The organism is Streptococcus sp. S784/96/1, assembly GCF_902729355.1.
GTDB classification, from domain to species: domain Bacteria; phylum Bacillota; class Bacilli; order Lactobacillales; family Streptococcaceae; genus Streptococcus; species Streptococcus caledonicus.
Genome location: NZ_CACVCC010000007.1, coordinates 1 through 19474 on the forward strand (window position 1 = coordinate 1; position 19474 = coordinate 19474).

A 19474-nucleotide genomic window follows, 5' to 3' on the forward strand; every position below is an offset into this window, starting at 1 on the left:
TCAAGACAAAGAGGTAATACCATGCGAGTTGTATTTGGGATTGAGGTGAATAAAGCAAGTTCGGAAGTGGCTATGTTAGTCAATGGTGATAAGGTTCATGGCTACACTATGCCTAATGATTCTATCGTATTCAATCGGCTACTTGGTGACTTGAAAACCGTCCAAAATCCTGAGATTGTCTTCGAAGCAACAGGCGTCTATTCTCATCGCCTTCAAGCCTTTCTTGAGGACAATGGCTAGGCTTATGCACGGTTAAATCCTCTCGAAGCTAAAAAGCAACTAGACAGCTTACGTGTCCGTAAAACAGACAAAATTGACGCTGAAAAATTGGCTCAGTCTCAGTTTGTGCTGAATCATAAACCAACTTACGTCCAAGAGGAAGTCTATCAAGAGTTACGTGATTTAAGCCGATTCTATCAGAACCTGACAGAAGATATCGTTCGAACTAAGAACCGTCTCCACAAGGTCTTGCAAGTCACTTTCCCAGAGTTGGAAAGCCTCTTGTCAACACCAACTGGTGAACAATACTGGAACTTAGTCACAGCTTTTCCTTGTAAGGAAATGGTGCTTGAGTTGAGTAGTGATGAGTTATCACATGTCATTTGAAACTCGACATCAAAACGTATCTCTGACAAGCGTGTGACTTATTTGGCTGAGAAGCTTACTGAACTCGCTAAACAGTCCTACTGTGCTGTCAAGAAAACCTCTCCTGTATTGAAGAGGTTCGTTATTATGCGCAAGAACTGCTTCGACTTTCTGGACGCAGACAAGTGGTTTTAGACATTATGGTATCCCTAGCTCAGCCTTTACCTGAATACGATATCTTACTGTCTCTCCCTGGTATCGCAGAAACAACAGCGACTTCTATCATTGGCGAATTGGGAGATATTCGTCGGTTTCAGTCTGCCAATCAAATCAATGCTTTTATCGGGATTGATCTCAGACACTATGAATCTGGGAACTTTCTTGCCAAGGAACACATCACCAAACGAGGGAATCCTTATGCCAGAAAGATTCTCTTCAAGTGTATTCACACCATCGCTTCAGCTAGCCACACTAATCCTTGTCACATCGCAGACTTCTATGAGAAACGAAAAAGACAATCGCAAATAGCTTCAACTAAGCCACATACGATTGCCTCTATACATCGCCTCATAAGGACAATGTATTACCTCATAACGCATAACAAACTTTACGATTACACTTTGACCCAAAATCAATAAAGTTGTTTATGCCATACTATTCTAATACCTTATTTTAAAAAAAGCTAGATAAGGTGTTCCTTTTGTGTACACTTTTATCGCTGCTTAGCACAGAAAAAGAGGACAATAACTGATTGTTAGTTGCTGCTCTCAAATTATTTTTGCTTTAAACCCTTGGTAGGCTTGACAAATGGTAGAAGAAGAGAAGAGAAGAGAAGAGAAGAGAAGACGAATCTCGTCTTTAACTATAAGTCACTCACTACAGTTGACAAAGAGCTCAAAGAGTCACAAAGAGCTAAATTACAGAACTCAAAAAACGCCTGCTTACGAAGTGGTTCTAAAACTAGAAACACTTCGTAAACAAGCGTTGACTTGCTATTTTTTTCATCATATGATGAGTGTTCCCGCTAGGAAAATTCCTAGCGGTAGACCAGAGCTAGACTAAGAAAGTTTCCTTTCCATCATCATAACACTCAACAAAATTGATGATTTTATACTAATTCGATGATAGCCATTGGGGCTGCATCACCACGACGTGGTTCAGTTTTAAGGATACGTGTGTATCCACCGTTACGTTCTGCATAACGAGGTGCGATTTCTGAGAAAAGTTTTTGAAGAGCAGTTGTTGATGTGTATTTATCAGTTGCTTCATCATAGTTTTCTGATGCAATTTCGTTACGAACAAATGCTGCTGCTTGTCGACGCGCGTGTAAATCACCACGTTTACCAAGAGTAATCATTTTTTCAACGGTTTTACGAATTTCTTTCGCACGAGCTTCAGTAGTCACGATTGATTCATTGATCAAAAGGTCTGTTGTCAAATCGCGCAACATTGCTTTACGTTGTGAGCTAGTGCGTCCAAGTTTACGGTAAGCCATGTGTTCCTCCTCTATTATTTATCGTTTTTTAATCCAAGACCAAGGTCATGTAATTTCACCTTGACTTCTTCAAGGCTCTTACGTCCAAGGTTGCGGACCTTCATCATTTCAGGCTCTGTTTTCTCTGTCAAATCAAGTACAGTATTGATACCTGCACGTTTCAAACAGTTATAAGAGCGCACTGACAAATCAAGTTCTTCGATTGTTCGGTCAAGCACTTTGTCATCTGAAACCTTTTCTACTTCTTTCATTACATCTGTAGCTTTAGCCACTTCTGTCAAATCAGTAAAGAGATTTAGGTGTTCAATCAAGACACGAGCTGAAAGACCTAGGGCATCTTCAGGTATGATTGTGCCATTTGTCATGATTTCAATGGTTAATTTATCAAAGCCATCATTGCTACCAACACGAGCTGGTTCAACCTGGTAATTAACCTTTTTAACTGGTGTGTAGATTGAATCTACTGCCAGAGTCCCAACAGGTAAATCTTCACGTTTGTTTTGCTCAGCAGGAACATAACCACGTTTTTTTGCAACTGTCATAGTTGCTTTCATGGTTGCGCCTTCAGCAATGGTGAAAAGATAGTGGTCAGGATTCACAATTTCAATATCACTGTCCGTTAATATGTCACCTGCTGTTACTTCAGCTGGACCTACAACATCAAGTTCAATAGTTTTTTCGTCTTCGACGTGTGATTTTACAGCAAGCCCTTTAATATTAAGGATGATTTGCATAACATCTTCACGGACACCTTTAATTGTATCAAATTCGTGGAGAACACCATCAATCTTGATGGATGTTACTGCTGCACCTGGAAGAGATGACAAGAGTACACGACGTAAAGAGTTACCAAGAGTTGTACCGTAGCCACGCTCTAGTGGTTCGATAACAAACTTGCCATAATCTTTTGTTTCATCAATTTTTGTTATTATTGGTTTTTCAAACTCAATCATTTAGTTACTCCCTCGAAACGAATCTTGTGTAGTTTAGTTATTATGATTACACACGACGACGTTTTGGAGGACGAGCACCATTGTGTGGCACAGGAGTCACATCGCGGATTGCAGTTACTTCAAGACCAGCAGCAGCAAGTGCACGAATAGCAGACTCACGACCTGAACCTGGACCTTTTACAGTAACTTCAACTGTTTTAAGACCGTGTTCTTGTGCAGATTTAGCAGCAGCTTCAGCAGCCATTTGAGCAGCGAATGGTGTAGATTTACGAGAACCTTTGAAACCAAGAGCACCAGCTGATGACCAAGCAAGAGCGTTACCATGCACATCTGTAATCATAACAATAGTGTTATTAAATGTAGCGTGAATGTGAGCAACACCAGATTCGATGTTCTTTTTCACACGACGTTTACGTGTTGGTTTAGCCAAGATTTTTACCTCCTATTTTATTTTTGATTATTTTTTCTTACCAGCAATCGCAACAGCTTTACCTTTACGAGTGCGAGCATTGTTTTTAGTGTTTTGTCCACGAACTGGCAAACCACGACGGTGACGGATACCACGGTATGAACCGATTTCCATCAAACGTTTGATGTTAAGGTTGACTTCACGACGAAGGTCACCTTCAACTTTGATTGAATCCACTTCACGACGGATAGCATCCTCTTGATCAGATGTCAAATCTTTAACGCGGATATCTTCAGAAATTCCAGCAGCTGCTAAGATTTTCTTAGATGTCGCAAGACCGATACCATAGACATAAGTCAATGAGATTACTACACGTTTGTCATTTGGAATATCAACTCCAGCAATACGAGCCATGTTTTCTCCTTTCTATCTTATCCTTGACGTTGTTTGTGTTTTGGATTTGTTGGACAAATAACCATAACACGACCGTTACGACGAATAACTTTGCAGTATTCGCAAATTGGTTTAACCGATGGTCTTACCTTCATGTTCTAATCCCTCCAATTATTTCGAATTATTTAAAGCGGTATGTGATGCGTCCACGTGTTAAATCATATGGACTGAGCTCAACTGTAACACGGTCACCGACCAAAATTCGAATGTAATTTTTGCGAATTTTACCTGATACAGTAGCAAGAACTTGATGTCCATTCTCGAGTTCAACCGTAAACATTGCATTAGGCATGGTTTCAACCACCTTACCTTCAATTTCAATCACGTCTTCTTTTGCCACGCAAAAGCACCCCCTAAATTTCGATTTGATGTCCTCTGAGCACAGAGGTAACAATTATAAGTCAGACTAAGCTATTATATCATGAGTTTAATCAGTATGCAAGTGACATTATCCATTATTTTAGAGATGAAATCACTTTCTCTACATCGGCAAAAACAGAATCAATTGCTTGATTACCTTGAATATCATGAACAAGTTTTTTCGCACGATAGTGAGCAAGAATTGGTTCTCCTTGAGCAATGTTAACATCTAGACGACGTTTTACTGTTTCAGGCTTATCATCTTCACGTTGATAATAGTCTTCTTCGTTGTAATCACCAGCTGGTGGATTGAAAACTTTATGGAAAGTTTCACCTGTGACTTTATGGATAATACGCCCGCTAAGACGTTCCAAGAGACTGTCCGGATCAACTTCAATATTAATAACACCGTCAAGTGTGATGTCAAGATCTGCTAACGCTTTGTCCAAAGCATATGCTTGTTCAATAGTACGTGGATAGCCATCAAGTAAGAAGCCCTTTTCTGCGATATCGTCTTGTGCAAGACGTTCCTTAACAATGCCATTAGTCACTTCATCTGGAACCAACTCACCTTTGTCAATATATGACTTGGCAAGTTTGCCCATTTCAGTTTGGTTGGCCATTGCTGCACGGAACATATCTCCAGTAGAAATATGCGCCACACCAAAGCGCTCAACAATTTTAGCTGCCTGAGTACCTTTACCGGCACCTGGTAAGCCCATAATCAAAAGATTCATGAGTTTCTCCTTTTATTTATATGATATAAAGTTTCTTAAAGATGTTGTCCTCATTGTTATTAAACTCAACTCTTAGAATGATTCTCATTAATAAATTTAGTTTTTATATGTTAAATTTGGACAACTTTATTTTGTTTTCACATAAATTTGCCAGGTTTGACAAACTTATCTAAAAACAAAATAGAAGAATAGGGAAATCCCTATCCTCAATTTTGTTTGCAAAGCGTTTAATCTTCAATGTTCATAAAACCAGAATACTTTCTCTTAAGTAAGTAACCCTCTAGCTGTTTCATTCCTTCGATAGCTGTTGAAATTAGGATAAGAAGACTTGTTCCTCCTAGAGCCACACCCGCTGATAAGCCATACAATTGTTGGGCCAAGATTGGACTCAAGGCAACAAAGGCTAAGAAGATAGCTCCTAAAGTTGCCAATTTTTTAAGCAAGCGAGTGAGGTATTGCTCAGTCTCTCGACCTGGGCGAACTTTTGGAATATAAGAAGCATTCTTTTGTAGATTTTCAGCTGTTTTTTCTGGATTAACCTGAACAAAAGTATAAAAGAATGAGAACACAACAATCAAAATTGCATAAACTACCATCCCAACAGATGTTCGATAGTCAAATGCTGACTGTACAGATGATAACCAAGGCAAATTCCACCCTTGACTTTGGACAAAAGGAATTATAGTACTTGGAAGTGCTGTAATCGAACTTGCAAAGATAACAGGAATAACTCCTGCAGGGTTAATTTTTAACGGTAGGTATGAGCTCGTTGAAGCTCCTTTTGTAAGTTTAGTATACTGGATTGGAATCTTGTACTCCGCTTGTTGAACAAAGGTCGTGAAGAAGATAATGATGAGCGCTGCAACAATAAAGCCTACAATAAAGAGGTATGAACTTTGTAAATCGCTCGAACGAACGTTGACAAAGTAATCTTCATAAATACTTGAAAATGTATTTGGTAAAGCAGAGACGATACCGGAAAAGATAATCATTGAAACGCCATTACCAAAACCTTTATCTGTGATTTGCTCCCCAAGCCATGTTACAACTACACTACCAGTTGTTAAGATTGCACCAATTAGGATGTAGGTTTGTGGATTTGGTGTCGGAACAAGCGCTACGCTTGATAGGGCATTAAATCCATAGGTGATACCAATTGATTGGAAAAAGGCTAAGAAGAGCGAGATATAGCGCGTCGCTTGATTTAACTTACGACGTCCAACCTCACCTTGTTTACCCCATTCTACAAACTTTGGCAAAATATCCATTTGTAGCAATTGAACAACGATTGATGCCGTGATGTACGGGCTAACACCCAGAGAGAATACTGAAAAATTATTCATCGCATTCCCTGAAACAAGGTTCAACATGTTCAAGAATGGCAGATCACCTAATTGCTCCAGACTCTTTACATTTACACCAGGGACTGTAATATGAGTCCCTAGACGAAATACGAAAATAATAAAAATCGTAAATAAGATTTTTCTTCTAACGTGTTTCACCTTCAGCGCATCTTTTAATAATTTAAAGAACATCTGAGTTACCTCGCTTAGATGACTTCGACTGAACCACCTTTTGCAGTGATTGCTGCTTCAGCAGATTTTGAGAATTTAGCTGCTTTAACAGTCAATTTTTTAGTCAATTCGCCATTACCAAGGATTTTAACACCTGATTTTTCAGCGCGAACAATACCAGCTTCTTTAAGAACAACTGGAGTTACTTCTGCACCATCTTCAAAGATGTTCAATTGGTCAAGGTTAACCAATGCGTATTCTTTAGCGTTGATGTTAGTGAAACCACGTTTTGGAAGACGACGGAACAATGGTGTTTGTCCACCTTCAAATCCAAGACGTACACCGCCACCTGAACGAGCTTTTTGACCTTTTTGACCACGGCCTGAAGTTTTACCATTACCAGATGATGTACCACGACCAACACGGTTGCGAACTTTACGTGAACCTTCTGCAGGTTTTAATTCATGAAGTTTCATTTATTTTTCTCCTTTTTATGGGCATAATGCTAACGCTCCACCAGAGTGAAAAAGGACGCTCTAATGAAACTCGCCTATGCATATATTCAAGTTAAAGTCGCAGAAAATTCTACGACTTCAAAAGTTTTTAAACTTCTTCTACAGTTACCAAGTGAGAAATCGCGTTAACCATTCCACGAATAGCTGCGTTGTCTTCTTTAATAACTGAAGAATTTAATTTACCAAGTCCAAGGGCAACAACTGTTTTACGTTGTGCAGGAATGCGTCCGATTGGAGACTTAGTCAAAGTAATTTTAATTTGAGCCATGTTAATCTCCTTTCTTATGCCAAGTCAGAAACTGATACGCCACGAAGAGCTGCAACATCTTCAGCACGTTTCAATTGTTTCAAACCTTCAACAGTTGCGCGAACGATATTGATTGGTGTGTTTGAACCAAGTGATTTAGACGTGATATCAGAGATACCAGCCAATTCAACAACGGCACGAACTGCACCACCAGCGGCAACCCCAGCACCTTCTACAGCAGGTTTCAACAATACTTTAGCTCCACCAAATTCTGAACGAACTTCGTGAGGAATTGTTGTACCAACCATCGGTACTTCGATAAGGTTTTTCTTAGCGTCCTCAACAGCTTTACGGATTGCTTCTGGAACTTCTTGAGCTTTACCAGTACCAAATCCAACACGGCCGTTACGGTCACCAACAACTACAAGAGCAGCGAAACGAAGACGACGTCCACCTTTTACAGTTTTCGATACGCGGTTGATACCAACCAAACGCTCTTCAAGTTCTACTGCATTATCTTTAAATGCCATTATTAAGTGTCCTCCCTATTAGAATTTCAATCCGTTTTCACGAGCTGAGTCAGCCAAAGCTTTCACACGTCCGTGATAGAGATAGCCACCGCGGTCGAACACGACTTCAGTGATGCCTTTAGCAGCAGCACGTTCAGCAACGAGTTTACCGACAACAACGGCTTGTTCAGTTTTAGTTCCCTTAGAAACTTCTTTGTCAAGAGTTGATGCACTTGCGAGCGTTACACCCGCTACGTCATCAATTACTTGAGCGTAGATGCCTGTATTAGAACGGAAAATGTTCAAACGTGGGCGTTCTGCAGTTCCAGAGAGTTTTCCGCGTACTCGACGGTGACGTTTTTGGCGGAGTTTGTTTTTATCTGGTTTCGAAATCACAATTTTCACCTCTTAAAATTTTCTTTGTCTATTAAGACACTAGTAAAATTTTAGAGTATGACTGCCAACAAGAGAGAACTTCTTGCTGCGCTTGCCATAATCTATTATTTACCAGTTTTACCTTCTTTACGGCGTACAAATTCACCAACGTAGCGGATACCTTTACCTTTATATGGTTCTGGTGCACGAAGACTACGGATGTAAGCAGCAGTTTGTCCAACAACTTCTTTGTTGATACCTTCAACAGTGATTGAGGTTGGATTTGCTAGTGTGAAAGTAATTCCTTCTGGAGCTTCCACTTCATCTTGGTGAGATTTACCAACAGAAAGTACAAGTTTTGTACCTTGAAGTTGAGCACGGTAACCAACCCCGCGCATTTCAAGTTCTTTTTTGAACCCTTCAGAAACACCAACAACCATGTTGTTCAAGTTTGCACGTGAAGTACCGTGGATTGTTTTCATTTCTTTTGAGTCATTTGGACGGTGAAGAGTTACTTCTGTTCCTTCAACACGGATCTCAATGTTTGTGTTGAATTCACGAGTTAATTCACCTTTAGGTCCTTTTACAGTTACCAAACCGTTGTCATTTTTGATTTCAACACCAGCTGGCAAGTTGATAACTTTATTACCAATACGTGACATGTTTTTATTTTCTCCTGTTAAATTATCAAGCCGACTAGCGACTAGTTTTCACGGGGCGACTAACAAGTAGTCTTTAAAATTTGGTAGCTAGATACTCAACTTAACATTTATGCTAAATTGAACACGAGCTATGGTCTCTGTGAAAAAGATAAATCCTCCTAGAACATAAATGTTCTTCGTCAGATTTCCTATTTTCACTTTGCCCATAACGCTCTTTGTATCTTGATTTTACCAAACGTAAGCAATAACTTCTCCACCAACGTTCTTTTGACGAGCTTCTTTATCTGTCAAAAGACCTTCTGATGTTGAGATGATTGCAATTCCAAGTCCATTAAGAACTTTTGGAAGATCCTCACGTTTAGTATAAACACGAAGACCTGGTTTTGAAACACGTTTCAAGTTAGTGATAACACGTTCACCGTTTTGTCCATATTTCAAGAATACACGAATAATCCCTTGTTTATCATCTTCGATGATTTCAACGTTTTTTACAAAACCTTCACGTTTAAGGATTTCAGCGATACCTTTTTTGATGTTTGACGCAGGTACTTCAAGTACTTCGTGACGTGCTTGGTTAGCATTACGAATACGTGTCAAAAAGTCTGCAATAGGGTCAGTCATAACCATTTTAAATTTCTCCTCTTACTGGCAGTATGATTACTTCACTTACCAGTTAATGATGCCCGAAGGCGTGTATGCGTATGTATACATTCGCATTATTTGATTTAAACTCGGGCTACGGCCTGTGTAAAAAAGAGGTTCTACCCTTTTAACGGGTGTAAATCTTCTTAGAGCACAAATGTTCTTCGTCAGATTTCCTATTTTCACTTAGTCCGTTACGCCCTTAGTATCATATTATTTGAGCACGGCTAAAATCCTAGTGAAATAGATAGACTTTCTTGAAGTCAAAAGACTTCTACGTCTGTCTTCTATTTTAACTGTGAACTTTTAACGCACTCGTATCATGTTTTTACCAAGATGCTTTAGTAACACCTGGGATTTGACCTTTGTATGCTAATTCACGGAAGCAAACACGGCAAAGTTTAAATTTGCGGTAAACTGAGTGTGGACGTCCGCATTTTTCGCAACGTGTGTAAGCTTGCGTAGAGAACTTCGCTGGACGTTTGTTTTTAGCAATCATAGATTTTTTAGCCATTAGATTTACCTCCTATATTATTTTGCAAAAGGCATTCCAAGGCCTTTAAGAAGTGCGCGTCCTTCTTCGTCTGTGTTAGCAGTTGTAACGATAACGATATCAAGACCACGTACTTTATCAACATCATCAAAGTTGATTTCAGGGAAAATCAATTGCTCTTTAACACCAAGTGTGTAGTTCCCGCGTCCGTCAAATGATTTTGTTGGAACACCGTGGAAGTCACGCACACGTGGAAGTGAAACAGTAACTAATTTATCCAAGAATTCGTACATACGTTCACCACGAAGGGTAACTTTTGCACCGATCGCAACACCCTCACGAAGACGGAAGCCGGCGATTGATTTCTTAGCTTTAGTGATAAGTGGTTTTTGACCTGAGATAAGTGCCAATTCAGCAGCTGCTTTTTCCAAAGTCTTAGCGTTTGATACAGCTTCACCAACACCCATGTTAAGAACGATTTTCTCAACTTTTGGCACAGCCATAACTGATGTGTAGTTGAATTGTTCTGTCAACGCAGGAACAACTTCTTTAAGATATTTTTCTTTTAAGCGATTTGCCATTATACTTCTCCTTTCCTTCGTGATTAATCAAGCACTTCGCCTGATTTTTTGTTGTAACGAACTTTTTTGCCGTCAACAAATTTGTAACCAACACGACCAGATACACCATTTTTGTCAAGAACTTGTACGTTTGACACGTGGATAGCTGCTTCTTTTTCAACGATAGCACCCTGAGGGTTTTCGCTGTTTGGTTTTTGGTGTTTCTTAACGATAGCAACACCTTCTACGATAACTTTGTTAACTTTTGGAAGTGCCTTAAGAACAACAGCTTCAGTGCCTTTGTCCTTACCAGCAATAACGCGAACTTTGTCGCCTTTTTTTACAAACATTGAGAGTTTCTCCTATATATTTCTTACGCCCCTTAGGGCACCCTGCAAATGATGCAGGGGACTAATTGTTTGAGTTAATTAAAGAACTTCTGGTGCAAGTGATACAATCTTCATGAAACCACCGTCACGCAATTCACGTGCAACAGGGCCAAAGATACGAGTTCCGCGAGGGTTTTTATCTTCACGGATGATTACAGCAGCGTTGTCGTCAAATTTGATGTATGAGCCATCTGGACGGCGAGCACCTGTTTTTGTACGAACGATAACTGCTTTAACCACGTCACCTTTTTTAACTGCTCCCCCAGGAGTAGCTTGTTTTACAGAAGCAACGATGATGTCACCGATGTTAGCGAATTTACGTCCTGAACCACCAAGTACTTTGATAGTAAGGATTTCACGGGCACCGCTATTATCAGCAACTTTCAAGCGAGTTTCTTGTTGAATCATTCCAATATTCTCCTTTTAGTGTGATTAGATAATAACAGCTTCTTCTACAACTTCTACAAGACGGAAACGTTTTGTAGCTGAAAGTGGACGAGTTTCCATGATACGAACGATATCGCCTTCTTTAGCAACGTTGTTTTCATCATGAGCTTTATATTTTTTAGAATAGTTGATACGTTTACCATAGACTGGGTGGTTACGTTTTGTCTCAACTACAACAGTGATTGTTTTTTCCATCTTGTCAGATACTACGCGTCCAACAAGAGTTTTACGTTGATTACGTTCCATATTTGAATTTCTCCTTTCCCAATCTATTATTTGATTTCAGATTGCACAGTTTTAACACGTGCAATTTGTTTTTTCACTTCATTCAAACGAGCTGTTTGATCAAGTTGACCTGCAGCTGCTTGGAAACGAAGTTCAAAGAGTTCTTTTTTAAGTTCGTTTTCTTTTTTCGCAAGCTCTTCTTGAGACAAGCCACGAAGCTCTTCAACAAACTTTTTGATTTCTTCAAGTTTCATGTCTTCTCCTTATTCTGCGTCGCGTTTTACGAATTTAACTTTAACTGGTAATTTGTGGCCAGCAAGACGGAAAGCTTCGCGTGCAATTTCTTCAGAAACGCCTGCAACTTCAAACATTACTTTACCACGTTTAACTGGTGCCACCCAGCCTTCAGGTGCCCCTTTACCAGAACCCATACGTACCCCGATAGCTTTAGCGGTGTATGATTTGTGTGGGAAGATTTTGATCCAAACTTTACCACCACGTTTCATGTAACGCGTCATAGCGATACGGGCAGCTTCGATTTGGCGGTTAGTGATCCATGAGCTTGTAGTAGCTTGAAGACCGTATTCACCGAAGTCAACTTGTTTTCCACCTTTAGCTTCACCGCGCATTTTTCCACGGAATTCACGACGGTGTTTTACACGTTTAGGTACTAACATTTGTTATTTACCTCCTTTAGTGTTTTTACGAGCTGGAAGAACTTCACCACGGTAGATCCATACTTTAACTCCAAGTTTACCGTATGTAGTGTCTGCTTCTTCCCAAGCATAGTCGATATCTGCACGAAGTGTGTGAAGTGGAACAGTTCCTTCTGAGTAACCTTCAGCACGAGCAATATCAGCGCCGTTCAAACGACCAGATACTTGAGTTTTAATACCTTTAGCACCTGCACGCATTGTACGTTGGATAGCTTGTTTTTGAGCACGACGGAAAGCCACACGAGCTTCCAATTGTTTAGCAATTGACTCACCTACAAGGTGTGCATCAAGATCAGGTTGTTTGATTTCAATGATGTTGATGTGTACTTGTTTACCAGTCAATTTATTGAGTTGTGCGCGAAGTGTGTCAACATTTGAACCACCTTTACCAATAACCATACCTGGTTTAGCAGTGTGAAGTGACACGATAACTTTGTTTACTGCACGTTCAATTTCAATTGTAGAAACTGAAGCATCAGCCAACTCTTTGTTAATAAATTTGCGGATTGCAAGATCTTCATGAAGGTAATCCGCGTATTCTTTTTCAGCATACCATTTCGCATCCCAGTCACGGATGATTCCGACACGCATACCAATTGGATGTACTTTTTGACCCACGATTTTACCTCCTTATTTTTCTGACACAACTACTGTGATGTGAGTTGTGCGTTTGTTGATTGGTGAAGCTGAACCTTTCGCACGTGGACGGAAACGTTTCATTGTTGGTCCTTCGTTTGCGAATGTCTCAGATACTACCAAGTTTGCTTTTTCCAAACCAAAGTTGTTTTCCGCATTAGCGATTGCTGAGTTAAGAACTTTCTCAACTTCAGTAGCAGCTTTGTTTGGCATGAATTTCAAGATTGCGATTGCGTCAGCAACTTTCTTACCACGGATAAGATCAAGAACAAGACGTGTTTTACGAGGTGAAACACGCACTGTACGAGCCATTGCTTTAGCTGAAGTAATTTCTGCCATCATGTGTTCCTCCTAGATTATTTACGACGTGTTTTCTTGTCGTCTGCAGCGTGACCTTTGTAAGTACGAGTCGGTGCAAATTCACCAAGTTTGTGACCTACCATGTCTTCTTGAATATATACAGGCACGTGTTTACGTCCATCGTAAACAGCGATTGTATAACCGATGAAACTTGGGAAAATCGTTGAACGACGTGACCAAGTTTTGATTACTTTTTTCTTTTCGTCGTTTGCTTGAGCTTCAACTTTTTTCATCAAATGCTCATCGACGAAAGGTCCTTTTTTAAGACTACGTCCCATTTTGTAGTTTTCTCCTTTAAAGTATGTACCACAACGGCCTGCCAGCAAAAGCTGGCTACCGAGCTGGCGGATGAATCAACTTGCTAGTTGATTATTTTTGATTACGACGACGAACGATAAGTTTGTCAGATTTCGCTTTCTTGTTACGAGTTTTAAGACCAAGCGCAGGTTTACCCCAAGGAGTAGATGGCGCTTTACGTCCAACTGGTGCTTTACCTTCACCACCACCGTGTGGGTGATCGTTAGGGTTCATTACAGAACCGCGGACTGTTGGGCGGATACCTTTCCAACGGCTACGTCCTGCTTTACCAATATTAACAAGTGATTGTTGTTCGTTACCAACTGTACCAACAGTAGCACGGCAAGTACCAAGAATCATACGAACTTCGCCTGATTGAAGACGAACAAGGACATATTTACCTTCCTGACCAAGTACTTGTGCAGAAGCACCAGCAGCACGAACAAGTTCACCACCACGTCCTGGTTTCAACTCAATGTTGTGCACCACTGTACCAACTGGGATGTTAGCAAGTGGAAGAGCGTTACCAACTTTGATATCAGCTTCTGGACCTGAAACGATACGTTGACCAACTTCAAGACCTTTTGGAGCGATGATGTATGCTTTAACACCGTCAGTGTAGTGTACAAGAGCGATGTTAGCTGTACGGTTTGGATCGTACTCAATAGTTTTAACAACTGCTTCAACGCCATCTTTGTTACGTTTGAAGTCGATCAAACGGTAGTGACGTTTGTGACCGCCACCATGGTGACGAACAGTGATGCGACCGTTGTTGTTACGACCAGCCTTTTTCTTCAAAGAAACAAGCAATGATTTCTCAGGTGTGCTTGTTGTAAGCTCTTCGAAATCCAAAGAAGTCATGTTACGACGGCCATTTGTCGTTGGTTTATAAACTTTAATACCCACGTTATTTCTCCTTTGTCTTATTCAGCTTCAGTTGCAAACAACTCGATTGCTTTAGAATCAGCTGTAAGAGTAATGATAGCTTTTTTAGTTTTTGAAGTGTAACCTACGTAACGACCAACACGTTTTTGTTTTGGTTTTGATGTTACTGTGTTCACACTTGCAACTTTAACACCTTCAAACGCAGCTTCTACAGCTTGTTTGATAAGGAGTTTGTGCGCACGTGTGTCAACCTCAAAAGTATATTTACCTGCTTCAAGAGCAATCATTGTCTTCTCAGTAATTACAGGTTTTTTGATTACGTCGTACAAATTCATTATGCAAGAACCTCCTCGATTGTAGAGATTGCTTCTTTAGTAACAAGAAGTTTGTCTGCGTTTACGATATCAAGAACACTTGCAGTTGTTGCAGTTGCAACAGTTACGTTTGGAAGGTTACGTGCAGAAAGTGCTGCAAATTCGTTTCCTTCTTCAATAAGAACAAGTACTTTTGTATCGATGCTAAGAGCTGCAAGAACTTTTGCAAATTCAGCAGTTTTTGGTGCTGCAAATGAAAGAGCGTCAACAGCTACAAATTTATCTTCAGCAACTTTTGCTGAGTAAACTGATTTCAAAGCCAGGCGACGAACTTTTTGTGGAAGTTTGTAGCCGTATGAACGTGGAGTTGGTCCGAAGACAACACCACCACCACGCCATTGTGGTGAGCGGATAGAACCTTGACGAGCACGTCCAGTTCCTTTTTGGCGCCATGGTTTGCGACCACCACCTGATACTGCTGAACGGTTTTTAACCGCGTGAGTACCTTGGCGAAGGCTAGCACGTTGGCTGATGACTACATCAAAGACAACTGATTCGTTTGGTTCGATACCGAAGATAGCGTCGTTTAATTCAACTGAGCTAACTTCTTTACCAGTTTGGTCAAATAGTTTTACGTTTGCCATGTTAACTGATTTCCCCTTTCCTTATTATTTAGCAGCTTTAACTGCTGATTTGATAGTGATAAGAGATTTCTTAGCACCTGGTACGTTACCTTTGATAAGGATAACGTTTTTCTCTGGGATAACTTGAACAATTTCAAGGTTTTGAACTGTTACACGATTTCCACCCATACGTCCTGCAAGGTTTTTACCTTTGAATACACGGTTAGGTGCAACAGGTCCCATTGAACCTGGACGACGGTGGTAACGAGAACCGTGAGCCATAGGACCACGTGATTGACCATGACGTTTGATAACACCTTGGAAACCTTTACCCTTTGAAGTTCCAGTTACATCAACAACATCACCAGCTTCAAATTGTTCAACAGTAAGTTCTGCTCCCACTTCTAAGCCTTCAATGTTTTTGAATTCACGGATGAAGCGCTTAGGAGCAGTGTTCGCTTTTGCGACATGGCCTTTGGCAGGTTTGTTACTCAATACTTCGCGTTTGTCATCAAAACCAACTTGAGTTGCAGTGTAACCATCTGTTTCAACAGTTTTCACTTGAAGAACAACGTTTGGAGTTGCTTCGATGACAGTAACAGGGATAAATTCACCAGATTCAGTGAAGATTTGAGTCATTCCCACTTTTTTCCCTAAGATTCCTTTTGTCATGAGAAAATATTTCCTTTTCTTAATTTTGTTTTTCAAAAAGTTTTTAATGAGCGTTTTTTATGCTCAAAAAAGTTTTTTAGGAGCGTTTTTTATGCTCCGAAATCAATTAAAGTTTGATTTCTACGTTAACACCACTTGGCAAATCAAGTTTCATCAAAGCATCAACTGTTTTTTGAGTTGGGTTGATGATGTCGATAAGACGTTTGTGTGTACGCATTTCAAATTGTTCGCGAGAATCTTTGTACTTGTGTGTCGCACGAATGATTGTGTAAAGGCTACGTTCAGTTGGAAGTGGAACTGGTCCAGCAACTGTTGCACCTGTGCGAGTTGCAGATTCTACGATTTTTGCAGCTGCTGTGTCAAGTGTACGGTGTTCGTACGCTTTCAAGCGGATGCGGATTTTTTTGTTTGCCATCTTTTTCTCCTTTTTTCGTCTATTTAAGATAATAGGCTAGCTCTTCAAGAAAAACCGACTCGCGTTGCGTGGCAATGCAACCGTGCGTGTCGCAACCTCTTGCGTCAAAGCTATAGCTGTTTATTTACAGCACCATAATAGTTTAACAAAAATCTCCTGCTGTTGCAAGAGATTTAATGCGATTTTTTATTTTTTTGGCTTATTTTTTAACCTTGCTCTCACTTCTCTTAAAAAGTCAGAATTATCTTCGAAAATTTTCGTGTGATTTGTTCAAATGTATTAAACTGAACTCATCGTTTTAATCAATTTTTCGAGTGTTAGTTTTGATATCCCTGTCTTCTATAGATATAACTTAATACTAGCCATCTAAAGAGATTGTCCAAAATCGTTGCTATCCATACACCCACAAATCCCATCTTTAAAACAGTAACACTTAGATAAGTACATAGAACTCTGACACACCACATTCCTATAGTTGTCGCGTGGAAAGGGAGTTTGGCATTTCCTACCCCCTGCCAGACCGCTGTATAAACTAAAGTCCCCGCAGTAGCTACTGTTCCTAAAAACGACGCCAACAATACTAGCTCGCTTGTTTCTGAAGCTCTGCTATTTTCCGTAAAAAATGAAATAAGAATTGGGCCAAAGGCCAAAACCAAACCACTTATAAGAAGCATAAAAATCAAGGATAGGGCATAGGCCGTCCTTATCAACCGTTTTCTATCTGCATCAGATAATATTCCTATTAGAATAACTACTGCTGTCGCAATCGAAACACCTGGTAGATAGTTAAACTGAGTAAGAGTTTCTCCAATTGCATTTCCAGATACTACTGTCGTTCCTAAGGGGATAATCATCGAAAGAACGACAATATCTCCTGCCCTCATCATCAAGCGCTCCCCTGCCGCTGGTAAGCTCAGGCTCAATAATTCTCTATTGATTTCCCAAGACCAAGGCTGAGCAGACCAGAGAGTTGGAAGCTGTTTAGCAAGAATTATAATCCCTATAAAACGCGATAAAACCGTCGCTACCGCAACACCAGTAATCCCAAAATCCCAAACAAATACCGATAAAGCTGATAAAAGAGCATTTAAAATATTCGTTGTCAAACTAACATACATCGGTATTCTGGGACTTCCTTGAGAACGTAGGATAGCTCCAAGACTAGTCAGCAAACCTAAACTAATTGCCCCACCCCCAACAATAGCAAAATACCGATTCGCAGCTAAAAGAACCTCTCCCTTGACACCTAATAACGGCCAGATAAAATGACTTCCAAATATGGCTAAGATACTTAGAAAACTGCTAAGCAAAACTGTCAATATAACTGCCTTCCTTTGATAGAAAAGTAGTTTTTTAGAATCTCTTCGATTACGGGCAATCTGACTTGAAATAGCTGTTCCTAAAGCAATAAAGAGAGCTTGGTAAACCGCTAAAACATTCGTTGCAACAGCTACTCCAGAAACAGCGATAAGACCTAACTGAGCAATCAAATAACTATCAACAACTCCCATAAGGGTTTGGAGAATATTTTCCGCCATCGCTGGTAGAGCAATGGAGAGGATTTTTTTGGAATACTTGAACATTCTTCTATTATATAGAAAAAAACACTGAGAAAGCAACTCTCAGTGTTTAGGAATTCACTTCCAAACGTTGTTTGAAACGGTAAGCGTCACTCTTTGTGTTCAATGATATTTGAGGATACCTATCCAAAATGCCTCTTACTTTAAATAAACCTAGCCCTCGATTTTCTCCTTTGGTCGAATAACCTTTATCAAACACCTTAGTAATGGAAATTTTTTCCTCTGCTGTGCTATTTTCAATAATGAGATGATAGGTACCGTTCTCCATAAAATAGGCCAGTATCAGCTCAGGAGAGTCACTCACCTTAGCAGCTTCAATCGCATTTTCTAGGAATACCGATAACAACGTGATGTAATCTAATAAATCCATCGGTGGTTCATCAACCACCTCTTCCACTTCTACCGTTACAGCAATGCCTTTATGCTGGGCTTCTCTTAATTTAGCAGAAATCACACTTTTAATAGCGGTATTAGCTATGCGTGAAAGGTTGCCAATTTCATATTTTTCTTGGTAGAAAGACTTCCCTGTATCTGCCAAGACACTGGTATAAATAGACTCAACCATTTCCATATCCTTATCCTCAATAGCACTGGCTAGGCTACTTAAAATCGTCACATAGTCATGTCTGAAGCTACGAATTTCTTGATACAACTGTTCAATATGCCGACTATAATCTGATAAGGAACGCAACTGGTGTTCATAACGGTCACGCGATTCTTTTTCTTGGTTGATACGGATGCGATAACTCAGTGACAGCATCGCTGCGATATACATCACACAACAAATCACTGCTATCTGCTCTGCAATGTGAAAAGCCAATTGCTCTGAAATCGTTACTGATAGTGTGAGGCCTGCTTCAACCATGCCTTGTATCATGCCTAGCACAAATAGGCTAATAACTGTCGAAGACCAGTAAAATACCGTCAATATATTAATCGGTACTAATAGCTTGTCTAATAAGGCTTGCGAGGTGTAACGTCTAATCAAGGCATAATCAATATTCAACCATTTCGTTAATCCTTTGAATAACGCAAAGACCAATACGTAGCTCAATAGCGCAAACCAATCCTTATAGGAATTAACTATTGCTTCTCCGAAAAGCATTTTGAAATAAACCTCTAGGCTAATCTGAAAGAGACAAATCATCGTGTAAGGAGTGGCAGCATAGAAGAATCGCCGTGTCTTTGTTTCAAAAGGGAGCTTTTGGCGAACTAAGAGCCAGCAGTAACCAAAAACAAGTAACAGGGCAAAATCATCAAAAATATACCAGATAGGAACTAGAAAGATACTCTGTTGCCAGGTTATTGTAATCCCACTAATTGCTTTTAGCAGGTAGTTCAAACCAATAATCTGCATGACAATAAGTAAGAGGTGTAAAACAATGTCCATATGTCTCCTTTGCTAA

Annotated in this window: 31 protein-coding genes and 1 pseudogene; 1 reads left to right on the forward strand and 31 read right to left on the reverse strand. The window is 40.0% G+C overall.

Annotated features, from left to right (window positions below):
* Positions 1–21 precede the first annotated feature (21 nt).
* Positions 22–1223, forward strand: a pseudogene (locus GZ996_RS03530) (IS110 family transposase).
* A gap of 470 nt (positions 1224–1693) precedes the next feature.
* On the opposite strand, the gene rplQ reads toward GZ996_RS03530, so the two are convergent.
* The 31 genes from rplQ to GZ996_RS03685 all read right to left on the reverse strand — a co-directional run bounded on the left by rplQ (position 1694) and on the right by GZ996_RS03685 (position 19458).
* Positions 1694–2080, reverse strand: a complete 387-nt coding sequence (gene rplQ, locus GZ996_RS03535; RefSeq protein ID WP_000331493.1) for a 50S ribosomal protein L17 — start codon at positions 2078–2080, stop codon at positions 1694–1696.
* Positions 2081–2094: 14 nt separating this feature from the next.
* The gene (locus GZ996_RS03540) at positions 2095–3033 is read right to left on the reverse strand and encodes a DNA-directed RNA polymerase subunit alpha (protein WP_156806150.1); all 939 of its coding nucleotides are present in this window, start codon (positions 3031–3033) and stop codon (positions 2095–2097) included.
* A gap of 46 nt (positions 3034–3079) precedes the next feature.
* Positions 3080–3463 (reverse strand): 30S ribosomal protein S11, encoded by a 384-nt coding sequence (gene rpsK, locus GZ996_RS03545; protein WP_001118387.1) that lies wholly within the window; start codon positions 3461–3463, stop codon positions 3080–3082.
* Between the two features lie 27 nt (positions 3464–3490).
* The gene (gene rpsM, locus GZ996_RS03550) at positions 3491–3856 is read right to left on the reverse strand and encodes a 30S ribosomal protein S13 (protein WP_027972207.1); all 366 of its coding nucleotides are present in this window, start codon (positions 3854–3856) and stop codon (positions 3491–3493) included.
* A gap of 17 nt (positions 3857–3873) precedes the next feature.
* Complete coding sequence (gene rpmJ, locus GZ996_RS03555; RefSeq protein WP_000868345.1) at positions 3874–3990, reverse strand: 50S ribosomal protein L36; 117 nt, start codon at positions 3988–3990, stop codon at positions 3874–3876.
* Between the two features lie 26 nt (positions 3991–4016).
* Positions 4017–4235, reverse strand: a complete 219-nt coding sequence (infA, locus tag GZ996_RS03560) for a translation initiation factor IF-1 (RefSeq protein ID WP_027974096.1) — start codon at positions 4233–4235, stop codon at positions 4017–4019.
* Positions 4236–4350: 115 nt separating this feature from the next.
* Positions 4351–4992, reverse strand: a complete 642-nt coding sequence (locus tag GZ996_RS03565; protein ID WP_156806151.1) for an adenylate kinase — start codon at positions 4990–4992, stop codon at positions 4351–4353.
* A 227-nt stretch (positions 4993–5219) separates the two neighbouring features.
* A complete protein-coding gene (secY, locus tag GZ996_RS03570) occupies positions 5220–6527 on the reverse strand; it encodes a preprotein translocase subunit SecY (RefSeq protein ID WP_156806152.1) in 1308 nt (435 codons plus the stop codon).
* 14 nt (positions 6528–6541) lie between these two features.
* Entirely contained in the window at positions 6542–6982 is a 441-nt protein-coding gene (gene rplO, locus GZ996_RS03575; RefSeq protein WP_156806153.1) for a 50S ribosomal protein L15, read from the reverse strand.
* Between the two features lie 127 nt (positions 6983–7109).
* Positions 7110–7289 carry a 50S ribosomal protein L30 gene (gene rpmD, locus GZ996_RS03580; protein WP_156806154.1) on the reverse strand — a complete coding sequence of 60 codons (180 nt, stop codon included), beginning with the start codon at positions 7287–7289 and terminating at the stop codon, positions 7110–7112.
* 14 nt (positions 7290–7303) lie between these two features.
* Positions 7304–7798, reverse strand: a complete 495-nt coding sequence (rpsE, locus tag GZ996_RS03585) for a 30S ribosomal protein S5 (protein WP_156806155.1) — start codon at positions 7796–7798, stop codon at positions 7304–7306.
* Positions 7799–7816: 18 nt separating this feature from the next.
* Entirely contained in the window at positions 7817–8173 is a 357-nt protein-coding gene (gene rplR, locus GZ996_RS03590; protein WP_121836384.1) for a 50S ribosomal protein L18, read from the reverse strand.
* Between the two features lie 104 nt (positions 8174–8277).
* Complete coding sequence (gene rplF / locus GZ996_RS03595) at positions 8278–8814, reverse strand: 50S ribosomal protein L6 (protein WP_156806156.1); 537 nt, start codon at positions 8812–8814, stop codon at positions 8278–8280.
* Positions 8815–9042: 228 nt separating this feature from the next.
* Positions 9043–9441, reverse strand: coding sequence for a 30S ribosomal protein S8 (gene rpsH / locus GZ996_RS03600; protein WP_156806157.1), 399 nt, complete (start codon positions 9439–9441; stop codon positions 9043–9045).
* Positions 9442–9784: 343 nt separating this feature from the next.
* A complete protein-coding gene (locus GZ996_RS03605) occupies positions 9785–9970 on the reverse strand; it encodes a type Z 30S ribosomal protein S14 (RefSeq protein WP_001085697.1) in 186 nt (61 codons plus the stop codon).
* 17 nt (positions 9971–9987) lie between these two features.
* Positions 9988–10530, reverse strand: coding sequence for a 50S ribosomal protein L5 (gene rplE / locus GZ996_RS03610; RefSeq protein ID WP_121836381.1), 543 nt, complete (start codon positions 10528–10530; stop codon positions 9988–9990).
* A gap of 23 nt (positions 10531–10553) precedes the next feature.
* Positions 10554–10859 (reverse strand): 50S ribosomal protein L24, encoded by a 306-nt coding sequence (gene rplX, locus GZ996_RS03615; RefSeq protein ID WP_156806158.1) that lies wholly within the window; start codon positions 10857–10859, stop codon positions 10554–10556.
* Between the two features lie 78 nt (positions 10860–10937).
* A complete protein-coding gene (rplN, locus tag GZ996_RS03620; protein ID WP_018164522.1) occupies positions 10938–11306 on the reverse strand; it encodes a 50S ribosomal protein L14 in 369 nt (122 codons plus the stop codon).
* A gap of 24 nt (positions 11307–11330) precedes the next feature.
* On the reverse strand, positions 11331–11591 hold the full coding sequence (gene rpsQ, locus GZ996_RS03625) for a 30S ribosomal protein S17 (protein WP_156806159.1): 261 nt from the start codon (positions 11589–11591) through the stop codon (positions 11331–11333).
* Positions 11592–11617: 26 nt separating this feature from the next.
* Positions 11618–11824, reverse strand: a complete 207-nt coding sequence (gene rpmC, locus GZ996_RS03630; protein ID WP_121836379.1) for a 50S ribosomal protein L29 — start codon at positions 11822–11824, stop codon at positions 11618–11620.
* Between the two features lie 9 nt (positions 11825–11833).
* On the reverse strand, positions 11834–12247 hold the full coding sequence (rplP, locus tag GZ996_RS03635) for a 50S ribosomal protein L16 (RefSeq protein WP_027974085.1): 414 nt from the start codon (positions 12245–12247) through the stop codon (positions 11834–11836).
* A gap of 3 nt (positions 12248–12250) precedes the next feature.
* A complete protein-coding gene (gene rpsC / locus GZ996_RS03640) occupies positions 12251–12904 on the reverse strand; it encodes a 30S ribosomal protein S3 (RefSeq protein ID WP_156806160.1) in 654 nt (217 codons plus the stop codon).
* Positions 12905–12916: 12 nt separating this feature from the next.
* The gene (gene rplV, locus GZ996_RS03645; protein ID WP_027974083.1) at positions 12917–13261 is read right to left on the reverse strand and encodes a 50S ribosomal protein L22; all 345 of its coding nucleotides are present in this window, start codon (positions 13259–13261) and stop codon (positions 12917–12919) included.
* Positions 13262–13278: 17 nt separating this feature from the next.
* Positions 13279–13560 (reverse strand): 30S ribosomal protein S19, encoded by a 282-nt coding sequence (gene rpsS, locus GZ996_RS03650; RefSeq protein ID WP_000533766.1) that lies wholly within the window; start codon positions 13558–13560, stop codon positions 13279–13281.
* 91 nt (positions 13561–13651) lie between these two features.
* Positions 13652–14485 (reverse strand): 50S ribosomal protein L2, encoded by an 834-nt coding sequence (gene rplB, locus GZ996_RS03655; protein WP_156806161.1) that lies wholly within the window; start codon positions 14483–14485, stop codon positions 13652–13654.
* A 17-nt stretch (positions 14486–14502) separates the two neighbouring features.
* The gene (locus tag GZ996_RS03660) at positions 14503–14799 is read right to left on the reverse strand and encodes a 50S ribosomal protein L23 (RefSeq protein WP_156806162.1); all 297 of its coding nucleotides are present in this window, start codon (positions 14797–14799) and stop codon (positions 14503–14505) included.
* Complete coding sequence (rplD, locus tag GZ996_RS03665) at positions 14799–15422, reverse strand: 50S ribosomal protein L4 (RefSeq protein WP_156806163.1); 624 nt, start codon at positions 15420–15422, stop codon at positions 14799–14801. The genes GZ996_RS03660 and rplD overlap by 1 nt, the downstream gene beginning before the upstream one ends.
* A 24-nt stretch (positions 15423–15446) precedes the next feature.
* On the reverse strand, positions 15447–16073 hold the full coding sequence (rplC, locus tag GZ996_RS03670) for a 50S ribosomal protein L3 (protein WP_156806164.1): 627 nt from the start codon (positions 16071–16073) through the stop codon (positions 15447–15449).
* Between the two features lie 106 nt (positions 16074–16179).
* Positions 16180–16488, reverse strand: coding sequence for a 30S ribosomal protein S10 (gene rpsJ, locus GZ996_RS03675; RefSeq protein ID WP_018368193.1), 309 nt, complete (start codon positions 16486–16488; stop codon positions 16180–16182).
* A gap of 317 nt (positions 16489–16805) precedes the next feature.
* Complete coding sequence (locus GZ996_RS03680) at positions 16806–18026, reverse strand: MATE family efflux transporter (RefSeq protein ID WP_238386386.1); 1221 nt, start codon at positions 18024–18026, stop codon at positions 16806–16808.
* A 91-nt stretch (positions 18027–18117) separates the two neighbouring features.
* Positions 18118–19458: a sensor histidine kinase gene (locus GZ996_RS03685; RefSeq protein WP_162011347.1), complete on the reverse strand. Its 1341-nt coding sequence runs from the start codon at positions 19456–19458 to the stop codon at positions 18118–18120.
* Positions 19459–19474: the final 16 nt, after the last annotated feature.

Excerpts from the sequence above, each read along its gene's own strand:
- rplQ (WP_000331493.1), bottom strand. The coding sequence starts at position 2,080 with ATGGCTTACCGTAAACTTGGACGCACTAGCTCACAACGTAAAGCAATG.
- GZ996_RS03540 (WP_156806150.1), bottom strand. The coding sequence starts at position 3,033 with ATGATTGAGTTTGAAAAACCAATAATAACAAAAATTGATGAAACAAAA.
- rpsM (WP_027972207.1), bottom strand. The coding sequence starts at position 3,856 with ATGGCTCGTATTGCTGGAGTTGATATTCCAAATGACAAACGTGTAGTA.
- rpmJ (WP_000868345.1), bottom strand. The coding sequence starts at position 3,990 with ATGAAGGTAAGACCATCGGTTAAACCAATTTGCGAATACTGCAAAGTT.
- GZ996_RS03565 (WP_156806151.1), bottom strand. The coding sequence starts at position 4,992 with ATGAATCTTTTGATTATGGGCTTACCAGGTGCCGGTAAAGGTACTCAG.
- secY (WP_156806152.1), bottom strand. The coding sequence starts at position 6,527 with ATGTTCTTTAAATTATTAAAAGATGCGCTGAAGGTGAAACACGTTAGA.
- rplO (WP_156806153.1), bottom strand. The coding sequence starts at position 6,982 with ATGAAACTTCATGAATTAAAACCTGCAGAAGGTTCACGTAAAGTTCGC.
- rpmD (WP_156806154.1), bottom strand. The coding sequence starts at position 7,289 with ATGGCTCAAATTAAAATTACTTTGACTAAGTCTCCAATCGGACGCATT.
- rpsE (WP_156806155.1), bottom strand. The coding sequence starts at position 7,798 with ATGGCATTTAAAGATAATGCAGTAGAACTTGAAGAGCGTTTGGTTGGT.
- rplF (WP_156806156.1), bottom strand. The coding sequence starts at position 8,814 with ATGTCACGTATTGGTAATAAAGTTATCAACTTGCCAGCTGGTGTTGAA.
- rpsH (WP_156806157.1), bottom strand. The coding sequence starts at position 9,441 with ATGGTTATGACTGACCCTATTGCAGACTTTTTGACACGTATTCGTAAT.
- GZ996_RS03605 (WP_001085697.1), bottom strand. The coding sequence starts at position 9,970 with ATGGCTAAAAAATCTATGATTGCTAAAAACAAACGTCCAGCGAAGTTC.
- rplE (WP_121836381.1), bottom strand. The coding sequence starts at position 10,530 with ATGGCAAATCGCTTAAAAGAAAAATATCTTAAAGAAGTTGTTCCTGCG.
- rplX (WP_156806158.1), bottom strand. The coding sequence starts at position 10,859 with ATGTTTGTAAAAAAAGGCGACAAAGTTCGCGTTATTGCTGGTAAGGAC.
- rplN (WP_018164522.1), bottom strand. The coding sequence starts at position 11,306 with ATGATTCAACAAGAAACTCGCTTGAAAGTTGCTGATAATAGCGGTGCC.
- rpsQ (WP_156806159.1), bottom strand. The coding sequence starts at position 11,591 with ATGGAACGTAATCAACGTAAAACTCTTGTTGGACGCGTAGTATCTGAC.
- rpmC (WP_121836379.1), bottom strand. The coding sequence starts at position 11,824 with ATGAAACTTGAAGAAATCAAAAAGTTTGTTGAAGAGCTTCGTGGCTTG.
- rplP (WP_027974085.1), bottom strand. The coding sequence starts at position 12,247 with ATGTTAGTACCTAAACGTGTAAAACACCGTCGTGAATTCCGTGGAAAA.
- rplV (WP_027974083.1), bottom strand. The coding sequence starts at position 13,261 with ATGGCAGAAATTACTTCAGCTAAAGCAATGGCTCGTACAGTGCGTGTT.
- rpsS (WP_000533766.1), bottom strand. The coding sequence starts at position 13,560 with ATGGGACGTAGTCTTAAAAAAGGACCTTTCGTCGATGAGCATTTGATG.
- GZ996_RS03660 (WP_156806162.1), bottom strand. The coding sequence starts at position 14,799 with ATGAATTTGTACGACGTAATCAAAAAACCTGTAATTACTGAGAAGACA.
- rplD (WP_156806163.1), bottom strand. The coding sequence starts at position 15,422 with ATGGCAAACGTAAAACTATTTGACCAAACTGGTAAAGAAGTTAGCTCA.
- rplC (WP_156806164.1), bottom strand. The coding sequence starts at position 16,073 with ATGACAAAAGGAATCTTAGGGAAAAAAGTGGGAATGACTCAAATCTTC.
- rpsJ (WP_018368193.1), bottom strand. The coding sequence starts at position 16,488 with ATGGCAAACAAAAAAATCCGCATCCGCTTGAAAGCGTACGAACACCGT.
- GZ996_RS03680 (WP_238386386.1), bottom strand. The coding sequence starts at position 18,026 with ATGGCGGAAAATATTCTCCAAACCCTTATGGGAGTTGTTGATAGTTAT.
- GZ996_RS03685 (WP_162011347.1), bottom strand. The coding sequence starts at position 19,458 with ATGGACATTGTTTTACACCTCTTACTTATTGTCATGCAGATTATTGGT.